General features: G+C 59.5%; 20 protein-coding genes and 1 pseudogene. 13 read left to right on the forward strand and 8 right to left on the reverse strand.

From position 1 onward, the window contains the following. Positions 1–257: 257 nt before the first annotated feature. From N2599_RS11200 to N2599_RS11215, 4 genes are read left to right on the forward strand one after another with little or no spacing between them, the layout of a single operon-like run. Positions 258–701, forward strand: coding sequence for a MarR family winged helix-turn-helix transcriptional regulator (locus N2599_RS11200; protein WP_051336468.1), 444 nt, complete (start codon positions 258–260; stop codon positions 699–701). Continuing rightward, positions 702–1400, forward strand: a complete 699-nt coding sequence (locus tag N2599_RS11205; protein WP_027508429.1) for a response regulator — start codon at positions 702–704, stop codon at positions 1398–1400. It begins immediately after the preceding gene. 28 nt (positions 1401–1428) lie between these two features. Further along, complete coding sequence (locus N2599_RS11210; protein WP_027508428.1) at positions 1429–2805, forward strand: ATP-binding protein; 1377 nt, start codon at positions 1429–1431, stop codon at positions 2803–2805. Between the two features lie 7 nt (positions 2806–2812). Further along, positions 2813–3394 carry a DUF1349 domain-containing protein gene (locus N2599_RS11215; protein WP_027508427.1) on the forward strand — a complete coding sequence of 194 codons (582 nt, stop codon included), beginning with the start codon at positions 2813–2815 and terminating at the stop codon, positions 3392–3394. On the opposite strand, the gene N2599_RS11220 is transcribed toward N2599_RS11215, so the two are convergent. From N2599_RS11220 to N2599_RS11235, 4 genes are all read right to left on the reverse strand, one after another. Beyond that, positions 3395–3736, reverse strand: a complete 342-nt coding sequence (locus N2599_RS11220; RefSeq protein WP_027508426.1) for a tRNA-binding protein — start codon at positions 3734–3736, stop codon at positions 3395–3397. Between the two features lie 11 nt (positions 3737–3747). After that, entirely contained in the window at positions 3748–4566 is an 819-nt protein-coding gene (gene proC, locus N2599_RS11225) for a pyrroline-5-carboxylate reductase (RefSeq protein ID WP_027508425.1), read from the reverse strand. 1 nt (position 4567) lies between these two features. Further along, on the reverse strand, positions 4568–5068 hold the full coding sequence (locus tag N2599_RS11230) for a type III secretion system chaperone family protein (protein ID WP_027508424.1): 501 nt from the start codon (positions 5066–5068) through the stop codon (positions 4568–4570). A gap of 393 nt (positions 5069–5461) precedes the next feature. After that, positions 5462–5722, reverse strand: a complete 261-nt coding sequence (locus N2599_RS11235; RefSeq protein WP_027508423.1) for an accessory factor UbiK family protein — start codon at positions 5720–5722, stop codon at positions 5462–5464. Between the two features lie 192 nt (positions 5723–5914). Between N2599_RS11235 and lgt the strand changes: the two genes are divergently transcribed. The 7 genes from lgt to N2599_RS11270 all read left to right on the forward strand — a co-directional run bounded on the left by lgt (position 5915) and on the right by N2599_RS11270 (position 12478). Further along, entirely contained in the window at positions 5915–6763 is an 849-nt protein-coding gene (lgt, locus tag N2599_RS11240; RefSeq protein ID WP_027508422.1) for a prolipoprotein diacylglyceryl transferase, read from the forward strand. Between the two features lie 21 nt (positions 6764–6784). Next, positions 6785–7885, forward strand: coding sequence for a class I SAM-dependent methyltransferase (locus N2599_RS11245; RefSeq protein ID WP_027508421.1), 1101 nt, complete (start codon positions 6785–6787; stop codon positions 7883–7885). 100 nt (positions 7886–7985) lie between these two features. Beyond that, positions 7986–8780 (forward strand): peptidoglycan editing factor PgeF, encoded by a 795-nt coding sequence (gene pgeF / locus N2599_RS11250; RefSeq protein WP_027508420.1) that lies wholly within the window; start codon positions 7986–7988, stop codon positions 8778–8780. Positions 8781–8784: 4 nt separating this feature from the next. Further along, entirely contained in the window at positions 8785–9936 is a 1152-nt protein-coding gene (locus N2599_RS11255; protein WP_027508419.1) for a M24 family metallopeptidase, read from the forward strand. Between the two features lie 98 nt (positions 9937–10034). Next, positions 10035–10856 (forward strand): hypothetical protein, encoded by an 822-nt coding sequence (locus N2599_RS11260; protein ID WP_027508418.1) that lies wholly within the window; start codon positions 10035–10037, stop codon positions 10854–10856. A 105-nt stretch (positions 10857–10961) separates the two neighbouring features. Then, positions 10962–11894, forward strand: a complete 933-nt coding sequence (locus tag N2599_RS11265; RefSeq protein ID WP_027508417.1) for a ribose-phosphate pyrophosphokinase — start codon at positions 10962–10964, stop codon at positions 11892–11894. An 86-nt stretch (positions 11895–11980) separates the two neighbouring features. Beyond that, a complete protein-coding gene (locus tag N2599_RS11270) occupies positions 11981–12478 on the forward strand; it encodes a Kazal-type serine protease inhibitor family protein (RefSeq protein WP_063829582.1) in 498 nt (165 codons plus the stop codon). A gap of 62 nt (positions 12479–12540) precedes the next feature. On the opposite strand, the gene N2599_RS11275 is transcribed toward N2599_RS11270, so the two are convergent. The 3 genes and pseudogenes from N2599_RS11275 to N2599_RS11285 all read right to left on the reverse strand — a co-directional run. Next, positions 12541–13026 carry a 2'-5' RNA ligase family protein gene (locus N2599_RS11275; RefSeq protein ID WP_311319490.1) on the reverse strand — a complete coding sequence of 162 codons (486 nt, stop codon included), beginning with the start codon at positions 13024–13026 and terminating at the stop codon, positions 12541–12543. 102 nt (positions 13027–13128) lie between these two features. Then, on the reverse strand, positions 13129–14595 hold the full coding sequence (locus N2599_RS11280) for a hypothetical protein (protein WP_027508414.1): 1467 nt from the start codon (positions 14593–14595) through the stop codon (positions 13129–13131). A 95-nt stretch (positions 14596–14690) separates the two neighbouring features. Further along, positions 14691–15779, reverse strand: a pseudogene (locus tag N2599_RS11285) (putative bifunctional diguanylate cyclase/phosphodiesterase); the annotation flags it as partial. Here N2599_RS11285 and N2599_RS11290 point away from each other — a divergent pair. Together N2599_RS11290 and N2599_RS11295 are read left to right on the forward strand one after the other, a co-directional pair. After that, positions 15778–16299 (forward strand): hypothetical protein, encoded by a 522-nt coding sequence (locus tag N2599_RS11290; RefSeq protein ID WP_156915212.1) that lies wholly within the window; start codon positions 15778–15780, stop codon positions 16297–16299. The pseudogene N2599_RS11285 and the gene N2599_RS11290 sit on opposite strands and share 2 nt — an antisense overlap. Before the next feature lie 2 nt (positions 16300–16301). Then, positions 16302–17447, forward strand: coding sequence for a hypothetical protein (locus tag N2599_RS11295; RefSeq protein ID WP_027508412.1), 1146 nt, complete (start codon positions 16302–16304; stop codon positions 17445–17447). Here the strand turns inward: N2599_RS11295 and N2599_RS11300 are convergent. Further along, entirely contained in the window at positions 17394–17822 is a 429-nt protein-coding gene (locus N2599_RS11300) for a GNAT family N-acetyltransferase (RefSeq protein WP_051336460.1), read from the reverse strand. The two genes, N2599_RS11295 and N2599_RS11300, sit on opposite strands and share 54 nt — an antisense overlap. Between the last annotated feature and the right edge of the window lie 84 nt (positions 17823–17906).

The following is a 17906-nucleotide window of genomic DNA, read 5'->3' on the forward strand; positions in this document are numbered from 1 at the left end:
ATTGTTGCCCATATTACGTTTTATCCACTGCGCAGTGGGGAAAAAAAGCGTTGTATGGGGAGGGAAGACGGGCCGGTTTCGAACAAACGCCCGCCTCCGCAAAGTCCGGGGAAGCTAACAGCGGCGCAAAATTATGTCAACAAAGCTGACATATCTTTGCTATAGTTTCGCAGGGCGCGCAGAACGAGAAAGGAAATGACGTGGCGCCACGACAGACCAGCTCGAAAGCAGCCAAATCCGAACCGTTGGCCGCGCCGATGGAAAACACCGGAATCATCGATTTCGAGATCATCGAGCTCTTCTTTTTTGCCTATCGCGATTTCGTCTCCGATCCGGACGCGATCCTGGAAAAGAGCGGCTTCGGCCGGGCCCATCACCGGGTGGTGCATTTCGTTAACCGTGAACCGGGCATGACCGTTGCCGATCTTCTGGATACGTTGAAGATTACCAAACAGAGCCTCGCTCGGGTGCTCAAACAACTGATCGATTCGGGGTATATTCGTCAGGTGGCGGGGCCTGAAGACCGGCGCCAGCGTAAGCTATATCCGACAAAGACCGGGCGCGAACTGGCCCTCGCTCTGGCGGAGCCGCAATCGCGCCGCATTGAGAGAGCATTCGACGGTGCCGCTCCGGAGGTGCGCGAAAGCGTAAAGGCATTTCTAAGGGGTATGAGGGACAGACAAACAACGAAAGCGGGTTGAATGGCGGGAAAAACAATCATTTCGGATGACGCGGCACATCTATTGGTGGTCGATGACGACACCCGAATCCGCGCTCTTTTGAACCGTTACCTGACGGAGAACGGCTTCCGGGTGACCGTGGCTGCGGATGGCGCCGAGGCGCAACGCAAGCTTGCCGGGCTCGACTTCGATCTCATCATCATGGACGTGATGATGCCGGGCGAATCCGGCATCGACGTAACGCGCGGCCTGCGCGCCATCAAAAACGTGCCGATCATCATGCTGACAGCGCTCGCGGAGTCCGACAATCGCATCGCGGGACTTGAAGCCGGCGCCGACGATTATCTCTCGAAGCCTTTCGATCCGCGTGAACTGGTGCTGCGCGTCAACAATATCCTGCGCCGCAACGCCTCCGACGCGCCGAAAATCGAGCAGATTATGTTCGGCCCGTACACTTTCTCGCTCACTCGCAAGGAACTGAAGAAGGCGACGGAAGTGATCCGCCTCACGGACCGCGAGCAGGAGATCATGCTGCTTTTTGCCAGGCGTGCCGGCGATACCATTCCGCGCCACGAGCTCATCGGCAATGACGTCGACGTCGGCGAGCGCACGATCGACGTGCAGATCAATCGGCTGCGCCGCAAGATCGAGGACGATCCCGCAAATCCTGTCTGGCTGCAGACGGTTCGTGGTATAGGATACAGGCTGAGCATCGATTGATGGCCTCAACGTCAGGATCGCGACTGTGATGGTGACTTTCGACTCCCTACGCCGCGAAGAGCGCTCGCCAGCCTCCGGATGGAAAGGGTTCGGCCGCTGGCTGCGCCGCCGTCTGCCGACCGGCCTCTACGTCCGTTCGCTGCTGATCATCATCATTCCCATGGTGCTGCTGCAGTCCATCGTTGCCGCGGTCTTCATGGAGCGCCATTGGCAAATGGTGACGCAGCGCCTGTCGATGGCGGTCACCCGCGATATCGCAGCGATCATTCAAATCATCGAAACCTATCCGCAGGATGCGGATTTCAGCGAAGCCACGCGCATCGCCCGCGAGCAGTTGAACCTGCAGATTTCGATCGAGCCCGACGGAGAACTGCCGCCACCGCGCGAAAAGCCGTTCTTCTCCATCCTCGATGGCATCCTGAGCGATGAGATCAGCGACCAGATCAAGCGGCCCTACTGGATCGACACCGTGGGAGATTCGAGCCTCGTTGAAATCCGGATAAAGCTGGACGCCAAGATTCTGCGCGTTTTGACCAAGCGCAACCAGACCTATGCGTCGAACACGCATATCTTCATCGTCTGGATGGTCGGCGCCTCTCTCGTGCTGATCGGCGTATCGATCCTCTTCCTGCGCGGCCAGATTCGGCCGATCCTGACGCTCGCGCAAGCCGCCGAGAGCTTTGGCAAGGGACATAAACACGATGACTTCTATCCGCGCGGCGCCGACGAGGTCAGACGCGCAGGACTTGCCTTCATCCTGATGCGCGAACGCATCGAACGGCAGATCGAACAGCGAACCGCGATGCTGACCGGCGTCAGTCACGACCTGCGCACGGTGCTGACCCGCTTCAAGCTGCAGCTAGCCCTTGCCGGCAACAGTCCCGAACTCCAAGGCCTGAATGACGACGTCAACGACATGCAATCGATGCTTGAGGCCTATATGGCCTTTGCGCGCAGCGAGATCGAAGAGGATGTTGGAGAACTGAAGCTCAGCGAACTGCTCGGAAAGATCGAAACGGACTTCGCCCTGCACGAAAAGACGCTCAGCTATTCGATCGAAGGCGAAGATGAAATCCTGGTTCGGCCGAACGCATTCACGCGCCTGGTGGCTAACCTCGCCTCCAATGCCCGCCGCTATGCGAATGCGCTGAACATTGAAGCAAAGCACAGTGCGAAATGGCTGACGCTGAACTTCGATGATGATGGCCCCGGCATTCCCGAGAAAAATCGCGAGGACGTCTTCAAGCCCTTCTTCCGTCTCGATGAAGCGCGCAATCTGGACGCTTCCGGCACCGGCCTCGGCCTTGCCATCGCCCGCGATATCGCCCGCAGCCACGGTGGCAACGTCACGCTCGGCGACAGTCCTCTCGGCGGCCTCCGCGCCACCATCCGCATCCCGGCGTGAGGTCCAGATGGCGATCGACCCGAAAGAGATGATCTGGCTCAATTCTCCGCCCCTGGCGGAGGTTTGTGAGGGTGCATTGCACGTCCGATCAGGCAAAAAGACAGACTTCTGGCAAGGCACCTATTACGGCTTCCATCGCGACGACGGTCATTTTCTGCATCACCAGCGCAAGGGCGACTTCACGGCAGAAGTGACATTCTCAGGCCGCTATCAGGAGCTTTACGACCAGGCCGGCCTGATGGTCCGTGCGGATTCAGCACGCTGGATGAAATGCGGGGTCGAATACACCGATGGCGCAAAGCACTTCAGCACCGTCGTCACCAATGGCAATTCCGACTGGTCGGCCTTTCGCATCGAGCATGAATTCGAACGGCTCTCCCTTCGCGTGACCCGCAACAAGGACGCGCTCTTTATTCAGTACCGGACCGACCGGATCAGCGAATGGCGCATGGCGCGCCTCGCCTGGTTCAATCCGTCGATTGAAGAGGTGATGGTCGGCCCGGCATTCTGCTCGCCGCAGCGCGCAGGCTTCGAGGCCGTCTTTCACGATTTTACGCTGACCGATCCGGTCTCGCGCGACATTCACTGATCACATCAGCTTCTTGCCATTCGGCACCGCTTTGTCTGTCGCGGCGAGAACGATCGCGCCCGCTTCGTCCTCGAAGCCGAGGGTCAGGACCTCCGAGCGGAACGGCCCGATCTGGCGTGGCGGGAAATTCACCACTCCTAGAACCTGGCGGCCGACGAGGTTTTCCAGCGTGTAGTGCACGGTGATCTGTGCCGAGGATTTCTTGACGCCGATCTGCGGGCCGAAATCGATCAGCAGCTTGACCGCCGGCTTTCGGGCTTCCGGAAAGGGTTCGGCCTCAATGATCGTGCCGACACGAATGTCCACACGTTCGAAATCGGCATAGGTGATTTCCTCAGCCATCGCGATGCCCTTCAGCCGGCCAGTTCTTCAGCACGCTTGCGGGCAGCTGCAAGAGCCTTGTCGAACAGCGGCTGCATGCCCTCTTCCGCCATCAGCACGGAAAGGGCCGCGGCCGTCGTGCCACCAGGCGACGTGACGTTCTGGCGAAGCTTCGAGGCGTCGTCGGGGGACTGGTGTAGGAGTTCACCAGCCCCCGCGACAGTCTCCCGCGCAAGACGCATGGCGAGGTCCGCCGGCAGGCCAAGTTTACGGCCTGCTTCTGCCATACACTCGACGAGATAGAACACATAAGCCGGGCCGCTACCGGACAATGCCGTCACGGCATCGATATCGGACTCGGCCGAGACCCACTCGACGGGACCAGAGACGCGAAGAAGGGAATGAACGCGATCACGCTGCCGGGCGCTGACGCGCGCATTGGCGAAGGCGCCGGTGACGCCGCGGCCGATCATGGCGGGCGTGTTCGGCATGGCGCGAACCATAGCGGCCTCGCCGAGATGCTTTTCGAGGAAAGCCAGCGTCTTGCCAGCAGCCACTGAAACGACCACCGTCTTGGATCCGACGGCGCTCTTCACCGGCGGTAGGACTGTTTCCATCACCTGCGGTTTCACCGCGAGGAAGATGACATCCGCCTTCAGACCGGCGGGAACGGTTGAGGCATGCGTCGCGCCCGCATCGCCGATGACCTTCATCATCGTGGGTGACGGACCCGGATCGATCACGACAACGGAGGATCCCGGAACACCGCTCTTCAGCCAGCCGGAGAGCATCGCGCCGCCCATATTGCCGGCGCCGACGAGAACGACTGTATCGGAAGACGATGGTGACATTTTACGCTTCGCCGACCGTTTCGAAGAGAACTGCTTCCATAGCCTTGGCGGCATCCAGGCCGGACCAGATGACGAACTGGAACGCCTGATAGTAAGCTTCGCAGGTATCGAGGGCGCTGGAAAGCAAAACTTCCACCTGACGGTTCGTCGGCTCGGCCCCGCCCGCCAGCAGCAGCGACTGCCGGAAGATGATCACATCTTCCTGCCGCCACAAATCGAAATGGCCCATCAGAACCTGACCATTGATCGCAGCCAAGAGCTTGGTGACCTCGTTGACGCGGGCCTCCGGAACCTTGATGTCGAAAGCGCAGCCGAGATGCAGCGCCTCGAATTCCTCCATCCAGGAGAAGGAAACGTGGTAATCGGCCCACTTCCCCTCGACCGTCATTGCGATCTCGTCCTCGCCCGACCGCTCAAACGCCCAGTCGTTGTTGGCGGCGACATACTCGATCATATCGACCGGGTTCGACTGACGCTCGAATTCCAATTCCATAAGGCTCATGCAGCACCTTCTTGACCGGAATGAATGCGACTGAACTTGGGTTTACGAACACAAGAAAAGACACACGCAAATACCGGAACCACCACTCGGATGTTCGTTGAACCGCTGCCAGACCTAACGCAGTGAACCTGCCCGGAGCTTACCAATGTCCGCTTCGAATCATCATTTAAAATCAGTGTATAACGCCCCCGGTGACAAGCCAGCCCCTCTCCGGTCATTTCCGGAAAGGTACTGTGGACAGCCGTTCGGAATTTGATTTCAGAAGGAGGTTGTAAACGACTCTGCGTATTGGCTTTTTTGGCAGTGTCCACAGGTGGAAAACGGCACCTGTTTTTTTGTCGAAGAGGCGACGTGCCGCTTATGCGCCACACCGCACTTGTGCTAGAATGAGACTTATTTCGTTCTTGCGGCAAGCTTTGCTTCAAGCGCGGCGACGCGGGCAAGCAACGCTTCGTTTTCGTCGCGAGCCTTGATCGCCATTTCGCGGACGGCCTCGAATTCCTCGCGCTTGACCACATCCATGGTGTTTAGCCAGCGCTCGGCCTGAGCGTTGAAGGCGGTCTCGATTTCCTTGCGTACACCCTGGGCGGCCCCCGCTGCATCCGTCATCAGCTTGGCGAATTCGTCCATGATGCGGTTTGTTCCACTCGTCATGGCGGTTTTTCTCCTTCCCACCACATGATTTTGATAGGCCTGAAGCCTTAGAAAGGAGGTAGGGCTTTGCCGTTAAGGATGCAAGCGCTTTGCTCTGGATAAGCACGCACCGGGCATGCTCCGCCTCACAATCGACTTGACCGCTTCGTATCGCAACGCCATGTTCCGCGCACATCAACGGGTGGAAAAGCCTTGCCGACTGCAGCCAATCTTCTTTCGATCATGCCCTTTCCGGATATCGATCCGATCGCCTTTTCGATCGGCCCGCTGGCTATTCACTGGTACGGCCTCGCCTATGTCGCGGGCATCATGCTCGGATGGCTTTATGCCCGGCAGATCGCCGGCAACGATGAGCTCTGGCCGGGCAATGCCTCGCCGATCACCAAGGTGCAGATCGACGACTTCATCGTCTGGGCAGCCCTCGGCATCGTTCTCGGCGGCCGCATCGGCTATATCCTTTTCTACGATCTGCCGTCCGTGGTCGAGAACCCGCTCCGCGCCATCGAGATCTGGAACGGCGGCATGTCTTTCCACGGTGGAATCACCGGCACGACGATCGCCATGATCGTCTTTGCGCGCCGCAATGGCATTCCGGTCTGGAGCCTTTTCGACATCGTTGCCGCCGTGGTGCCGATCGGCCTGTTCTGCGGCCGCATCGCAAACTTCGTCAACGGCGAGCTTTGGGGACGGCTGACGGATGTGCCGTGGGCAGTCGTTTTCCCGACCGGAGGGCCGTTTGCACGCCATCCAAGCCAACTCTACGAAGCGGGCCTCGAAGGCATCGTGCTGCTGCTTTCGCTTGCCCTTCTCGTCTATGGATTCCGGGCGCTGAAAGCACCTGGACTCGTTACCGGGGTCTTCGTCTGCGGCTATGGGCTGTCGCGCATCTTGGTCGAGTTCTTCCGTGAGCCGGATGCGCAGCTCGGCTACCTACTCGGCACGAATTGGCTGACCATGGGCATGGTCCTTTCTTTCCCGATGGTGCTGCTCGGAATCTGGGCGATGGCGCGGGCCCTCAGCCAGGCCGCTTTGCAGCATTGAGCCTGTCAGGACGGTACGATCATGATGACCGCACTCGGTGAAAAGATAAAGGCGATCATTCAGGCGAACGGGCCGATCAGCGTCACGGACTATTTTTCGCTCTGCCTCGCTGATCCAGAATACGGCTACTATCGCACCCGCGAGCCCTTCGGCCGGTCCGGAGATTTCGTTACCGCGCCCGAAGTCAGCCAGCTCTTCGGCGAAATGATCGGAGTCTTCGTTGTGCACGCCTGGCAGCGGCACGGCACCCCGTCAGGCGTGCGCCTCGTTGAAATCGGGGCGGGCCGCGGGACGATGATGGCTGATATGCTGCGCGTCATCGAGCGTCTCGCCCCGCCGCTTTTCGAGAACATGACCGTTCATCTCGTCGAAACGAGCGAACGCCTTCGCGACATCCAGCAACAGACGCTTGTCGCACATGGAGGCAAGATCAGCTGGCATTTCGATTTTGAGGAGGTGCCGCCGGGCTTCACGCTGATTGCGGCAAACGAGCTGTTCGACGCTATTCCGATCCGCCAATTCGTCAAGACGTCGACCGGCTTTCGCGAGCGCATGGTTGGCCTCGACGCGGATGGCGAACTGGCATTCGCTGCCGGGATCGCCAGCATCGATCCGGCACTGCTACCCGAATCGCCGCAGGCCGTGCCGGCCGGCACGCTCTTTGAGATTTCACCGGCCAGGCAGGCCGTGATGATCACCATCTGCGATCGCTTGAGGGCCTTCGGCGGCACGGCGCTGGCGATCGACTACGGACACCTGGTCACCGGCTTCGGTGACACGCTGCAGGCCGTGCGCATGCACGAGTTCGATCCGCCGCTTGCCCATCCCGGTGAAGCGGATCTGACGAGCCATGTGGATTTCGAAGATCTTGCCAAAACCGCTGTCGCCGCAGGGCTGCATCTCAATGGTGCGCTGCATCAGGGCGATTTCCTGATCGGCCTCGGCATTCTCGAGCGCGCCGCCGCTCTCGGCCGCGATCGCGAACCGCGCACGCAGCAGATAATCCAGAGCGCGGTCGACCGTTTGGCCGGCTCCGGCGAAGGCCGGATGGGTGAGCTTTTCAAGGTGATGGCCGTCTCCTATCCGGTCGTCGATCTCATGCCGTTCCGCCCCGTGGATTGACAGGACGCTCGGCCCTGGGCCAACATCCAGCGCAATCAACAATGCTTCGCCGGGCGGACCGGCGAACAATGGCACCGTTCGAAACACCCCGGAATCACTGATGCAAGACGCGGCCTCTCCCGCACCGATTGAAAGCGCGCTGTTGAACGAAGCGGCCGGCGAAGCGATCCGCCACGGCTATTTCACGCGCGCAGGCGGCGTTTCGGACGGGCTCTATCGCGGTCTGAATGTCGGAATTGGCTCGAATGACGACCGCACAAAGGTGATGGAGAACCGCCGCCGCGTTGCCGCCTGGTTCGGACAGCCCTTGGAAAGGCTCGCGACAGTCCATCAGGTTCATTCGCCGGATGCGGTCACCGTCGACGGCAGCTATGACGGCACGCGCCCCGAAGCCGATGCACTGGTTACGGCAACGCCCGGCATCGTGCTCGGCGTTCTTGCCGCCGATTGCGGCCCGATCCTCTTCGTCGATCCGGAAAACCGGGTAATCGGCGCGGCGCATGCCGGATGGAAAGGCACACTGACCGGCGTCCTGGAAAACACCATTGCAGCAATGGAGAGGCTCGGAGCGAAGCGCCAGGCTATCGTCGCCTGCCTCGGCCCTTCGATCAGTCAGGCAAGCTACGAAGTCGGCCCCGAATTCATTGAGCGTTTCGTCACTCAAGATTCGTCCTACAAGCGCTATTTCATTCCGTCGCGAAAGCCCGCCCATGCGATGTTCGATCTTCCGGCGTTGACCGTCGACCGGCTGCGGAAGGCCGGCGTGCGCGCCGAAAGCCTTGGTATTTGCACCTATCCGGACAACGAGCGTTTTTTCTCGTACCGGCGCACTACACATAATAAAGAGCCGGATTACGGCCGCCAGATTTCAGCAATCAGCATCAGGGAGATTTGACCGAATGGCACTGCATTTCGAAAGAGCCGAATTCGCAAGCCGGCTCACCCGCCTCACCGACCAGATGCGCGCGGAAAAGCTCGACGCCGTCCTGCTCTTCGCGCAGGAAAGCATGTACTGGCTGACGGGCTACGACACCTTCGGCTACTGTTTCTTCCAGGCGCTGATCGTCAAAGCCGACGGCACGATGTCGCTGATCACCCGCTCGGCGGACCTTCGCCAGGCCAAGCACACGTCGATCCTCGACGACATCCACGTCTGGGTCGATCGCATCAATGCCGACCCGACGCTCGACCTCAGGAACCTGCTGGTCGACATGGATCTGCTCGGCGCGCGCATCGGCGTCGAATACGACACCCATGGCATGACCGGGCGCATCGCCCACTTGCTCGATGCCCAGCTTTCCACCTTCGGCCAGATCACCGACGCCTCATACCTCGTCAGCAGGCTGCGCCTCGTGAAAAGCCCGGCGGAGGTGGCCTATGTCGAGCGTGCCGCAGCCCTGGCCGACGACGCACTGGATGAGGCGATAAAGTTGACGAAGCCCGGCGCAGACGAGGCCGACATCCTTGCCGCCATGCAGGGAGCGGTCTTTTCCGGCGGCGGCGATTATCCAGCCAACGAGTACATCATCGGTTCCGGCGCGGACGCCCTGCTCTGCCGCTACAAGGCCGGCCGCCGCAAGCTCGATGCGAGCGACCAGCTTACGCTCGAATGGGCCGGCACCTATGCCCACTATCACGCCGCCATGATGCGCACGATCGTGATTGGCGAACCGACACACCGCCATCGCGAACTCTATAACGCCTGCCTGGAAAACCTGCAGGCGATCGAAACCGTGCTGAAACCCGGCCACACCTTCGGCGACGTCTTCGACATGCATGCGAAGATCATGGACGAGCGCGGGCTTGCCCGACATCGGCTGAATGCCTGCGGCTATTCCCTCGGCGCCCGCTTCGCGCCGTCCTGGATGGAACATCAGATGTTTCATGTCGGCAACCCGCAACCGATCGAGCCGAACATGTCGCTCTTCGTGCACATGATCATCGCCGATTCCGATACCGGAACGGCCATGACGCTTGGCCAGACCTACCTGACGACGGAGCATGCGCCGCGCACGCTTTCCCGCCACTCGCTCGACTTCATCGGCGCATGACGGGCAATCACCGGCAAGAATCCGGAATTGACAGCGGACAGCCCCCGCCCCCATAAATCAGCAGGGCTGATGCGAACGAGGGAAGGACGACGACAGCGATGACGCGAGTTCAGACTGCGCCGATGCTCCTTGCCTGCCTGGCCGCGCTTTCCGCTTGCAACACCACCGATGCGCTGACGCCGCAAGTCGATATCGGCGACTCGTCGAAGGGTCGTTCCTCACCTGTCACCCAGCGCGAAGTCGAACGAATGGCAGGCGCCGAGCCACAGCGGGCCTTTGCTGGCGAATCCCGCCAGGCCGGCTATCACCCGGCCTACAACAATCAGACCTCCAGATCCGGCCCCGGCGTACCGCCGACGACGATGCAGGAGCAGGCCGATGCCCTTGCCCGGCGCGGCGCGTCCCCCGCCGCTCCGCAGCCTGCCGAAGGCCAGACGCTTACCGAACCGGTTTCCAATGCGCAGGCGGAAGAAGAAGACATGGGCAATCGGGCCCCTGCCCGCCAGCCGCAACAGGTTGCCGCCATCGATCCTGCCGCCTCGTCCGCAATCCGCGGCAGCACCGTCCGCTTCCTGCCGATTATCGGCGCTCCCGTTCAGGCAGTAACGCCGCTTTCCCGCCAGCTTGGCGCCGAGGCGCGCTCGCACGGTCTCTCGATCAAGAGTTCGAATGACACCAGCAGCGACTATATCCTGAAGGGCTACCTCTCCGCCTTTACCGATGAGGGCGACGTGACCGTCGTTTATGTGTGGGATATCCTCGACGGCAGTGGCGCCCGTCTGCACCGCATCCAGGGACAGGAAAAAGTGCCTTCCGCGGCACAGGATCCCTGGGCCGGCGTTCCCGCCTCCGTCATGCAGCAGATCGCCACGAAAACGATCACCGAATTCAATTCGTGGCGCCAGACGCGCGACGGTTAGAAACAGGCTTTTTACAAATATCAAAGCCTGTGGCGCCTTTGCGCTTGCATTCGGAAGCAAGCTGGCTAAAAAGCGCGGCTATCAGCGGACAACAGGCGGGCCAAAATGAAGGTTTTCGCAGGCAATTCGAACCGGCATCTCGCCGAAGCGATCTGCACCTATCTCAATGTGCCCTTGGGCAAGGCCAGCGTCAGAAGATTTGCCGATCAGGAAATCTTCGTCGAAATCCAGGAAAACGTCCGCGGCGAAGACGTCTTCGTCGTCCAGTCAACTTCCTTCCCGACGAACGATCATCTGATGGAACTGCTCATCATGATCGACGCGATGCGCCGTTCGTCCGCGCGCCGCATCACGGCCGTTCTTCCCTATTTCGGTTATGCCCGCCAGGATCGCCGCGCCTCGGGGCGCACGCCGATCTCCGCCAAGCTGGTCGCCAACCTCATCACCGAGGCTGGCGCCGACCGCGTGCTGACGCTCGACCTGCATGCCGGCCAGATCCAGGGCTTCTTCGATATCCCGACGGATAACCTCTACGCCGTTCCGGTGCTGACGCGCGACATCAAGGCCAATTACGACATCAGCAACGTCATGGTCGTTTCGCCGGACGTCGGCGGCGTCGTCCGCGCCCGTTCGCTCGCCAAACGCCTCGACTGTCTTCTGGCGATCGTGGACAAGCGCCGCGACCGCCCGGGTGAATCCGAAGTCATGAACATTATCGGCGAAGTCGAAGGCAAGGATTGCCTGCTGATCGACGACATAGTCGATTCCGGCGGCACGCTCTGCAACGCCGCCGATGCGCTTCTCGCCCAGGGTGCTGCAAGCGTCACCGCCTACATCACCCACGGCGTTCTTTCCGGTGGCGCGGTCACCCGCATCACGTCGTCGAAGCTGCGCGAACTGGTGATCACCGACTCCATTCAGCCGACCACCGCCGTCCAGTCGGCGCATAATATCCGCGTCATCACGACCGCGACCCTCATCGGCGAAGCGATCAACCGCACCAGTCAGGAAGAATCCGTTTCCAGCCTCTTCGACTGAGAGTTTCACTCGCCGGTAAAAAATAGGCAGGGTTGTATTTTTGCCTTCATCCGCTAGTCTGCCTTCAGATTTGTACGGGGAGCGACATGACGGAAATCATTAGGATAGCTAGACATTCAGCAAGCTCGAAGCGCTTAGCGCTCCTCGCGCTGATTCCTCTGCTTTCCGCCTGCACGGTCGATGTCGATCCTGGTTATTCGCGTCCGCCGCCCCGGCCGTGGCCAGCCCAGCAGCAGATGTGCACCATGGAATATGCGCCGGTCTGCGGTGAACGCGGCGGCCGGCTTCAAACCTTCGGAAATGCCTGCCAGGCCCGCAACAGCGGTTTCATGATCGTCGGCCGCGGCGAATGCCGCCGCGAACCGCCGCCCTTCCCGCGCCCCGAACCGGATCGTCCCGGCCGCCCCGACTGGCCGGATCGCCCGGACAGGCCTGACGGTCCAGGACGCCCAGGCGGCATCTGCACGCGGGAATACAGGCCTGTCTGCGGCCAGCGCGGCCGCCAGACCCAGACCTTCCCGAACCCCTGCGAGGCAGGCAATGCAGGCTTCCGGATCATCAGCGGCGGCGAGTGCCGCTTCTGATCATCGGCGCTCATGCAACTTCGCCGCTTATCAAAGCGATTTGAAAACGTCGGAAGCAGTGACTATGGAGTCAACCTGACCTCGCTCAATACTTCGACCGGCGGAAACCGCACGATATCCACCGCATCGAATGTAACGGAAAATTCGGCCCGTTTTTGCTCTGCCCAATTGATGGCAGGCTCGAACATGGACCTGGGGATCTTCATAGCAATCGTGCAATGAGGCTCCCAGCAACTGCGGCGATAGTACTCACGACAGAGTGTCGGGTCTATTTCGCTATGGATGGCCGCGTGAAGCTGCAGCAGCCGGTCATTCGATACCGGACGCGCCCATAATACTAGGAACTCGTTTTGGAAATAACGAATACCTGAAAAGGTCACTGTTACTGCAGGCTGAGTACCAAAAATTCTGGAGAGCACGCCGATGCTCTCATCAGGCACGAAATCCTCGTAAATCGCCAAAGTTATATGAGGCGGATAATTTAGCGCCTTCATCGACGGAGCAGGTTCGAACGTCGCCGCCTCGTGCCAAAGCTCGACTATCGGCAATGCAGTTTCGTTCGAGCATTTCAGGCTTATCCCGTGAGGCACGGCCGAGTGTCTCCAACATCAGCGCCTTGATAAGCAATTGCCGCCCGATGTTCGGCAATATTATTCCGGCTTATCCGGCCCCTTGATCTGCTGGCCGTTGACCGTCACCGAACCGTCGGGGGTGACCGTCACGTCCCAGCGCTGACGGCCGTCCGGGTCGGTCTTGGCGAAACCCTTGACCATTAACATTCCGAAAGACGCCTGATTGAGCTCGGGATTGGCCTTGGCGAGTTCCTGGACCGCGGCGATGGTCTTGTCGTAGTCGCGCGCCAGAATGGAGGCCTGTAGCGCATACTCATCCTTGCCGGCATCGAGGCGGCTCTCGACCTTTGCGGACATATCGATATCGTAGACGCCTGATTTGGCACTGATCTTCGGAAAGTCCATCACAAACTTCCCGTCGCGGAAAAGCCGCTCCACGGCCTTCTTGCCCGCGTCCTCTCCTTCTTCCCGCGACTTGGTCAAATCGAGCTTCATGAATTCATCGCCGAAAGCCGCAAAATCCATATCCGGAATGCCGAACTGCACATCGACTGCCTGCGGCAGGAAGGCGGAATAGGCGGCAGGAACCATCGGGCTGTCAAATGTCACGTCGGCAGCATTCATTGCAACGCCAAGCCGTGTCGCGTCGCTCGGCCCGTCGATTGTCAGGCGATAACCGAAGCTCTTCGCGCCGCCGCTACCGGCAGCACCTGTGACAGCCAAATTGTGGAGATCGATGGTTTCCTCGAGCGAAGAGATCAGGGGAAAAGCGTCGCGCAGCATAGCCTTCAGCTTTTCCTCGTTCTCCTTGCTGATCTGCTTTTCCTCGGCATGGTCGAGCGCAAAGACGACAATGTCCCTCAACTCCTTCGCCGGCAGGCTATAGACCCTGGCGTCGAAATCGATGGCATCGGCAGTGATGTGGACCGGCGGCATTTCCTTCCCGCTCACCTGCTCGGCAAAGGCCGTCAAAGTGCCGTTCACCGCAAAGTCCATCCTGCCGGCAGCGCTATCGGCGGAGGTGAGCTTGTATTTCACGTCGCCAACGCTGACATTGACCTGTTCGGTATCGGTCGTTGACGTGGCTTTGATATCCTTGGCACTGAAGTCGCCGGAGCGGAAATAGCTGATCGCCGGATCGAAGATGGAGGTGTAGGCCAGAGAGGCGATGGAATAGGTGAACTCGGTGCGCTTCTGGTCCGGTCCCTTGAAATGTCCGGAAACGTTCAAGCTATTGTCGCCTTCGACATTCCAGAGCCCGTTGTCCTGCGGCGTGGCGAACATCGAAATTGGCTTAAGGCCCCCGATCGTGAAATCCGCCGGATTGACCTTGGAAAGCAGCTTGGCCAGATCGTAGATGATCTCGTAACGCGTGCCAGCCGGATTGACGGCCACGACACCGCTCTTTGCAATGTCCTCGGGCAGCAGGTTGTTGAGATTGTCGCGGATGGCATTTGCGCCATCCTGGGTGATCTCGGCGCCATGAACTGCCGTCATCAATCCGAGAACAACGGCGCTTGCCGTCGTGATCAGCCTGTACCGCATGGATGTGCTCCTCCGCCGCATCGATCGGCGGCCATGTGAGAATGCGCGGGTCCGGATGTCAAGCCAGCCGGCTTGGCGCGCGATGAATGTTTTGCTCAGGCCGCGGCTGCGGCTCCCGGGCGCGCTTCCTCAGCCGTCCCCTCGACGACCGAGGTCTCAGCCTCTGCCTTGGCGGCAGGTGCGGCGTTAACGATCTCCTCGATCCCCGAACGCGGCACCGGCTTGCCGAAAAGGAATCCTTGCACTTGCAGGCAGCCCTCGCGGCGAAGGAAATCGATATGCTGTTCGTTCTCGACGCCTTCGGCCAGCACCGGGATGTCGAGGCTTGCGGCGAGGATCAGCGTCGAGCGAACGATCGCGGCCGACTGCTTGTTGGTTACGATGCCATCCACGAAGGAGCGGTCGATCTTGATCTTGTCGAAGGGAAAGCTCTGCAACGTCGAAAGCGACGAATAACCCGTCCCGTAGTCGTCCATCGCGATCTTCACGCCGAGCGCCTTCAGGCGCCGGATAGCATGCAGCGCGTGCTGGTGGTCGGCAAGGATGCCGGATTCTGTGATCTCGATTTCCAGGCGTGACGCGGCAAGCCCGGTATCGAGGAGGATTTCGTGGATGATCTGCGGCAACCGGTTGTCGCTGAGCTGCTGCGGCGCGACGTTGACGGCGATGCGCAGAGGATTCTTCCAGCCTGCCGCCTCCTGGCACGCCCGGCGGAGAACCCATTCGCCCAGTTCCAGAATGAAGCCCGTCCGCTCCGCTATCGGAATGAACTCTACCGGCGAGATGCTGCCGCGTACCGGATGGTTCCAGCGCAATAGCGCCTCGAAGCCCAGAACCGCGCGTGTGACGGTATCGTTCTGCCGCTGGTAGAAAAGCTCGAACTCATTTCTCCTGAGGCCTTCGCGCATCTCGATCGCAAGCGCATTGCGGTCACGGGCAGCCTGGTCCATCGAAGGATCATAGAAGCAGATGGTGTTGGTTGCGGTCGATTTCGCCCGGTACATCGCGATATCGGCCTGTGAGAGAAGGTCGTCGATCGTCTCGGCCTGCCCCGGATAGGTCGAGATGCCGACACTGGAGCCGACCGAAAGCGAAATGCCATCCCATGCGATCGGCTTCTCGATTTCATCGAGGACACGCTGCGCCAGCGCCCTAGCATCGGACCGGACGAAATAATCGTCCATGGAGATCAGCGCCACGGCAGGTCATGCGAACTCCGCAGTGACACAGCGATATTATCGGAATAGCCCGCGCGATGTTGCGGATTACAAGGCATCAGTCCGTTTCTTTCAGGAATGCTTGCAGTCCCTGTTGATCAATGGCCAACAGGTGGCACGCTTCGGGTTTGATCCCGAAGCACACGAGTGGTTCAAGCGCCTGGCGATCGCCAGCGGCATTGAGAGCGCATGCGGTCTTTCGGGGGTTGAGGCTGACGGAGCAGTCCGTTCAGACTTCGTATTCGCGCCAACCCTGGAAAACATGCTCGACCTTTATCTCGCGCACCGAGCCCTAATGTCGTCCAAACTAACGGCTCCTGCATCGAATTGGAATGTCCAAGGCGTTCCTCTTCTCGGGCTCGTATTGGCGATCCGGCAGTGGGTTTTCGAAAAGGGGTTCGGTGAGATGTACCGCCAAGGCGTGCGACGAGCATTGAAGTTGCTTGCGGCCGGTGAAATCGCCCTCCCCACCGTATTGGAGATTTGATTATGGATAACAGTTTTTATTCGAACCGGCTTTCGAACAACCACCTGCGACGCTACGCGAGTGGGATGGAAAGGCTCTACCTTCCAGAAACCGTGAAGCGCACCGGAGATAAGAAAGCCATCGAAGGCAGACGAAACAAGCTTGATGACCGGTGGGTGATTGAGACGGACGACCCGACGAAGAAACGTGACACGGAGGTCACGATCTTGTTTGACGGCTTCGTCGATTATGGTGGGATCAGGCTCAATCATCCCAGTTTGAGTCTGGATAGACTGAACAAGAAAACCATCATCTTGCATAAACTCGGCGTGGGATTTGACAGCGAGCCACTCAGTGCTCGGATCTGCCTTGAGTTTAGCGGAGCATATGATTGGTTCATCCGATGGAGGAACGGTCGCGGTATTTACTATAACCACGGCCTCGTGCAATCGGATTTCGACAACTTTTGCGAATTGCTCGCAACGAATGACATCCTCAACTTGGTCCCATTCGAAGAGCGGCTGGATAACCTGTTTTCTGAATTCAAGCGGGAAACCAAGGTGCTCTCCGATCTAACGGCTGCTTCTGACGATCCCGACTTTTTTGATTGGGCCCTTATGGCTGGATGGATTGGAGTGACCAACCTGGCACTCTCGTCCTCGGCAAGGTTTCAGCATGCACTCCTGGAACGGCTGGCAAAGGTCAAAGATACGCATTCAAGGCGCATCCAGCGATGCCTTGCTGCCAAGACTGTCAATGTTCGCGATCCGAAAACCGAGAACACTGTCATGCGATATCTCACCGTGTGGCGAACAATCTATGCTCTGTCTGAGAAGCACGTATTGGAGACCAACGGAATCGAAAATGACGTGTTCCATGGCCGCAGCGTGGGCTCAATTGCTGCCGAGGTCGCCCGCGAGGCAGACCGAACGAGAACACTTCATCCAGACGATTTCTTTCGCATCCTCCAAAAGGCAACACACTGGATGCTGAACTACGCTGACTTCATCATTGGGGCAGCAGAGTTGGTGCTGAATTTTAAGCCCACCGGAGACAAGATCAGCAGGGTAAGGGCGTATCGTATCACGCCGCACTGGCTTCGTGAGCGATCCTACTCAAAGGAGCAGTGGCTCGTCGTTCGCCAGCATCGCGCCGACCAGTTGTCGTAGGTGTATAGCTGAAAATTTATTCTGTTCATCTTGATCGATTTCCAATGATTGAAACGCTGTCCATAGTTGGAGGCTTGACGCTGCCCCCTTGGCCACTTGGAGAAGCGCGTCACCAGCGCCCTGCCCCTGCCAAGACGGCAATACGTACAGCAGGTCAATCCAATCAGCCCGGAATGCAATAAAGCCGACGATTTCATCTTCCAGCGCACCCCATACCTCGCATTCGCTGAATACGTGCTCTCGAAAGTAAGCGCGATCTTCGGTAGGCGTATGGAGCCCCGCCAACCACGGAAGCCGCTCGTCAAATGAGGCCCGAAGGATAATGGCGGCGCGGTCCATCTCTTCCAGACTCAGACGTCTAAGGCTGAAGGGCATAGGAGCTTTCGTCTTCGTTGTGACTGCCTGCGATCGCCTTGACTGCAGCCGCCGATGTTCCACCAGACGTTCTTCAATTCACTA

The sequence above is a fragment of the Rhizobium sullae genome (assembly GCF_025200715.1).
Classification (GTDB): domain Bacteria; phylum Pseudomonadota; class Alphaproteobacteria; order Rhizobiales; family Rhizobiaceae; genus Rhizobium; species Rhizobium sullae.

What these genes read in the sequence shown, in the direction of transcription:
- N2599_RS11220 (WP_027508426.1), bottom strand. Translation starts at nt 3,736, where the DNA reads ATGGCTGAGGAAATCACCTATGCCGATTTCGAACGTGTGGACATTCGT.
- N2599_RS11265 (WP_027508417.1), top strand. Translation starts at nt 10,962, where the DNA reads ATGAAGGTTTTCGCAGGCAATTCGAACCGGCATCTCGCCGAAGCGATC.
- N2599_RS11230 (WP_027508424.1), bottom strand. Translation starts at nt 5,068, where the DNA reads ATGAGCCTTATGGAATTGGAATTCGAGCGTCAGTCGAACCCGGTCGAT.
- N2599_RS11300 (WP_051336460.1), bottom strand. Translation starts at nt 17,822, where the DNA reads ATGCCCTTCAGCCTTAGACGTCTGAGTCTGGAAGAGATGGACCGCGCC.
- N2599_RS11205 (WP_027508429.1), top strand. Translation starts at nt 702, where the DNA reads ATGGCGGGAAAAACAATCATTTCGGATGACGCGGCACATCTATTGGTG.
- N2599_RS11235 (WP_027508423.1), bottom strand. Translation starts at nt 5,722, where the DNA reads ATGACGAGTGGAACAAACCGCATCATGGACGAATTCGCCAAGCTGATG.
- N2599_RS11200 (WP_051336468.1), top strand. Translation starts at nt 258, where the DNA reads ATGGAAAACACCGGAATCATCGATTTCGAGATCATCGAGCTCTTCTTT.
- N2599_RS11280 (WP_027508414.1), bottom strand. Translation starts at nt 14,595, where the DNA reads ATGCGGTACAGGCTGATCACGACGGCAAGCGCCGTTGTTCTCGGATTG.
- N2599_RS11245 (WP_027508421.1), top strand. Translation starts at nt 6,785, where the DNA reads ATGATGACCGCACTCGGTGAAAAGATAAAGGCGATCATTCAGGCGAAC.
- pgeF (WP_027508420.1), top strand. Translation starts at nt 7,986, where the DNA reads ATGCAAGACGCGGCCTCTCCCGCACCGATTGAAAGCGCGCTGTTGAAC.
- N2599_RS11260 (WP_027508418.1), top strand. Translation starts at nt 10,035, where the DNA reads ATGACGCGAGTTCAGACTGCGCCGATGCTCCTTGCCTGCCTGGCCGCG.
- N2599_RS11255 (WP_027508419.1), top strand. Translation starts at nt 8,785, where the DNA reads ATGGCACTGCATTTCGAAAGAGCCGAATTCGCAAGCCGGCTCACCCGC.
- N2599_RS11295 (WP_027508412.1), top strand. Translation starts at nt 16,302, where the DNA reads ATGGATAACAGTTTTTATTCGAACCGGCTTTCGAACAACCACCTGCGA.
- N2599_RS11270 (WP_063829582.1), top strand. Translation starts at nt 11,981, where the DNA reads ATGACGGAAATCATTAGGATAGCTAGACATTCAGCAAGCTCGAAGCGC.
- N2599_RS11290 (WP_156915212.1), top strand. Translation starts at nt 15,778, where the DNA reads ATGGAGATCAGCGCCACGGCAGGTCATGCGAACTCCGCAGTGACACAG.
- proC (WP_027508425.1), bottom strand. Translation starts at nt 4,566, where the DNA reads ATGTCACCATCGTCTTCCGATACAGTCGTTCTCGTCGGCGCCGGCAAT.
- N2599_RS11210 (WP_027508428.1), top strand. Translation starts at nt 1,429, where the DNA reads ATGGTGACTTTCGACTCCCTACGCCGCGAAGAGCGCTCGCCAGCCTCC.
- N2599_RS11215 (WP_027508427.1), top strand. Translation starts at nt 2,813, where the DNA reads ATGGCGATCGACCCGAAAGAGATGATCTGGCTCAATTCTCCGCCCCTG.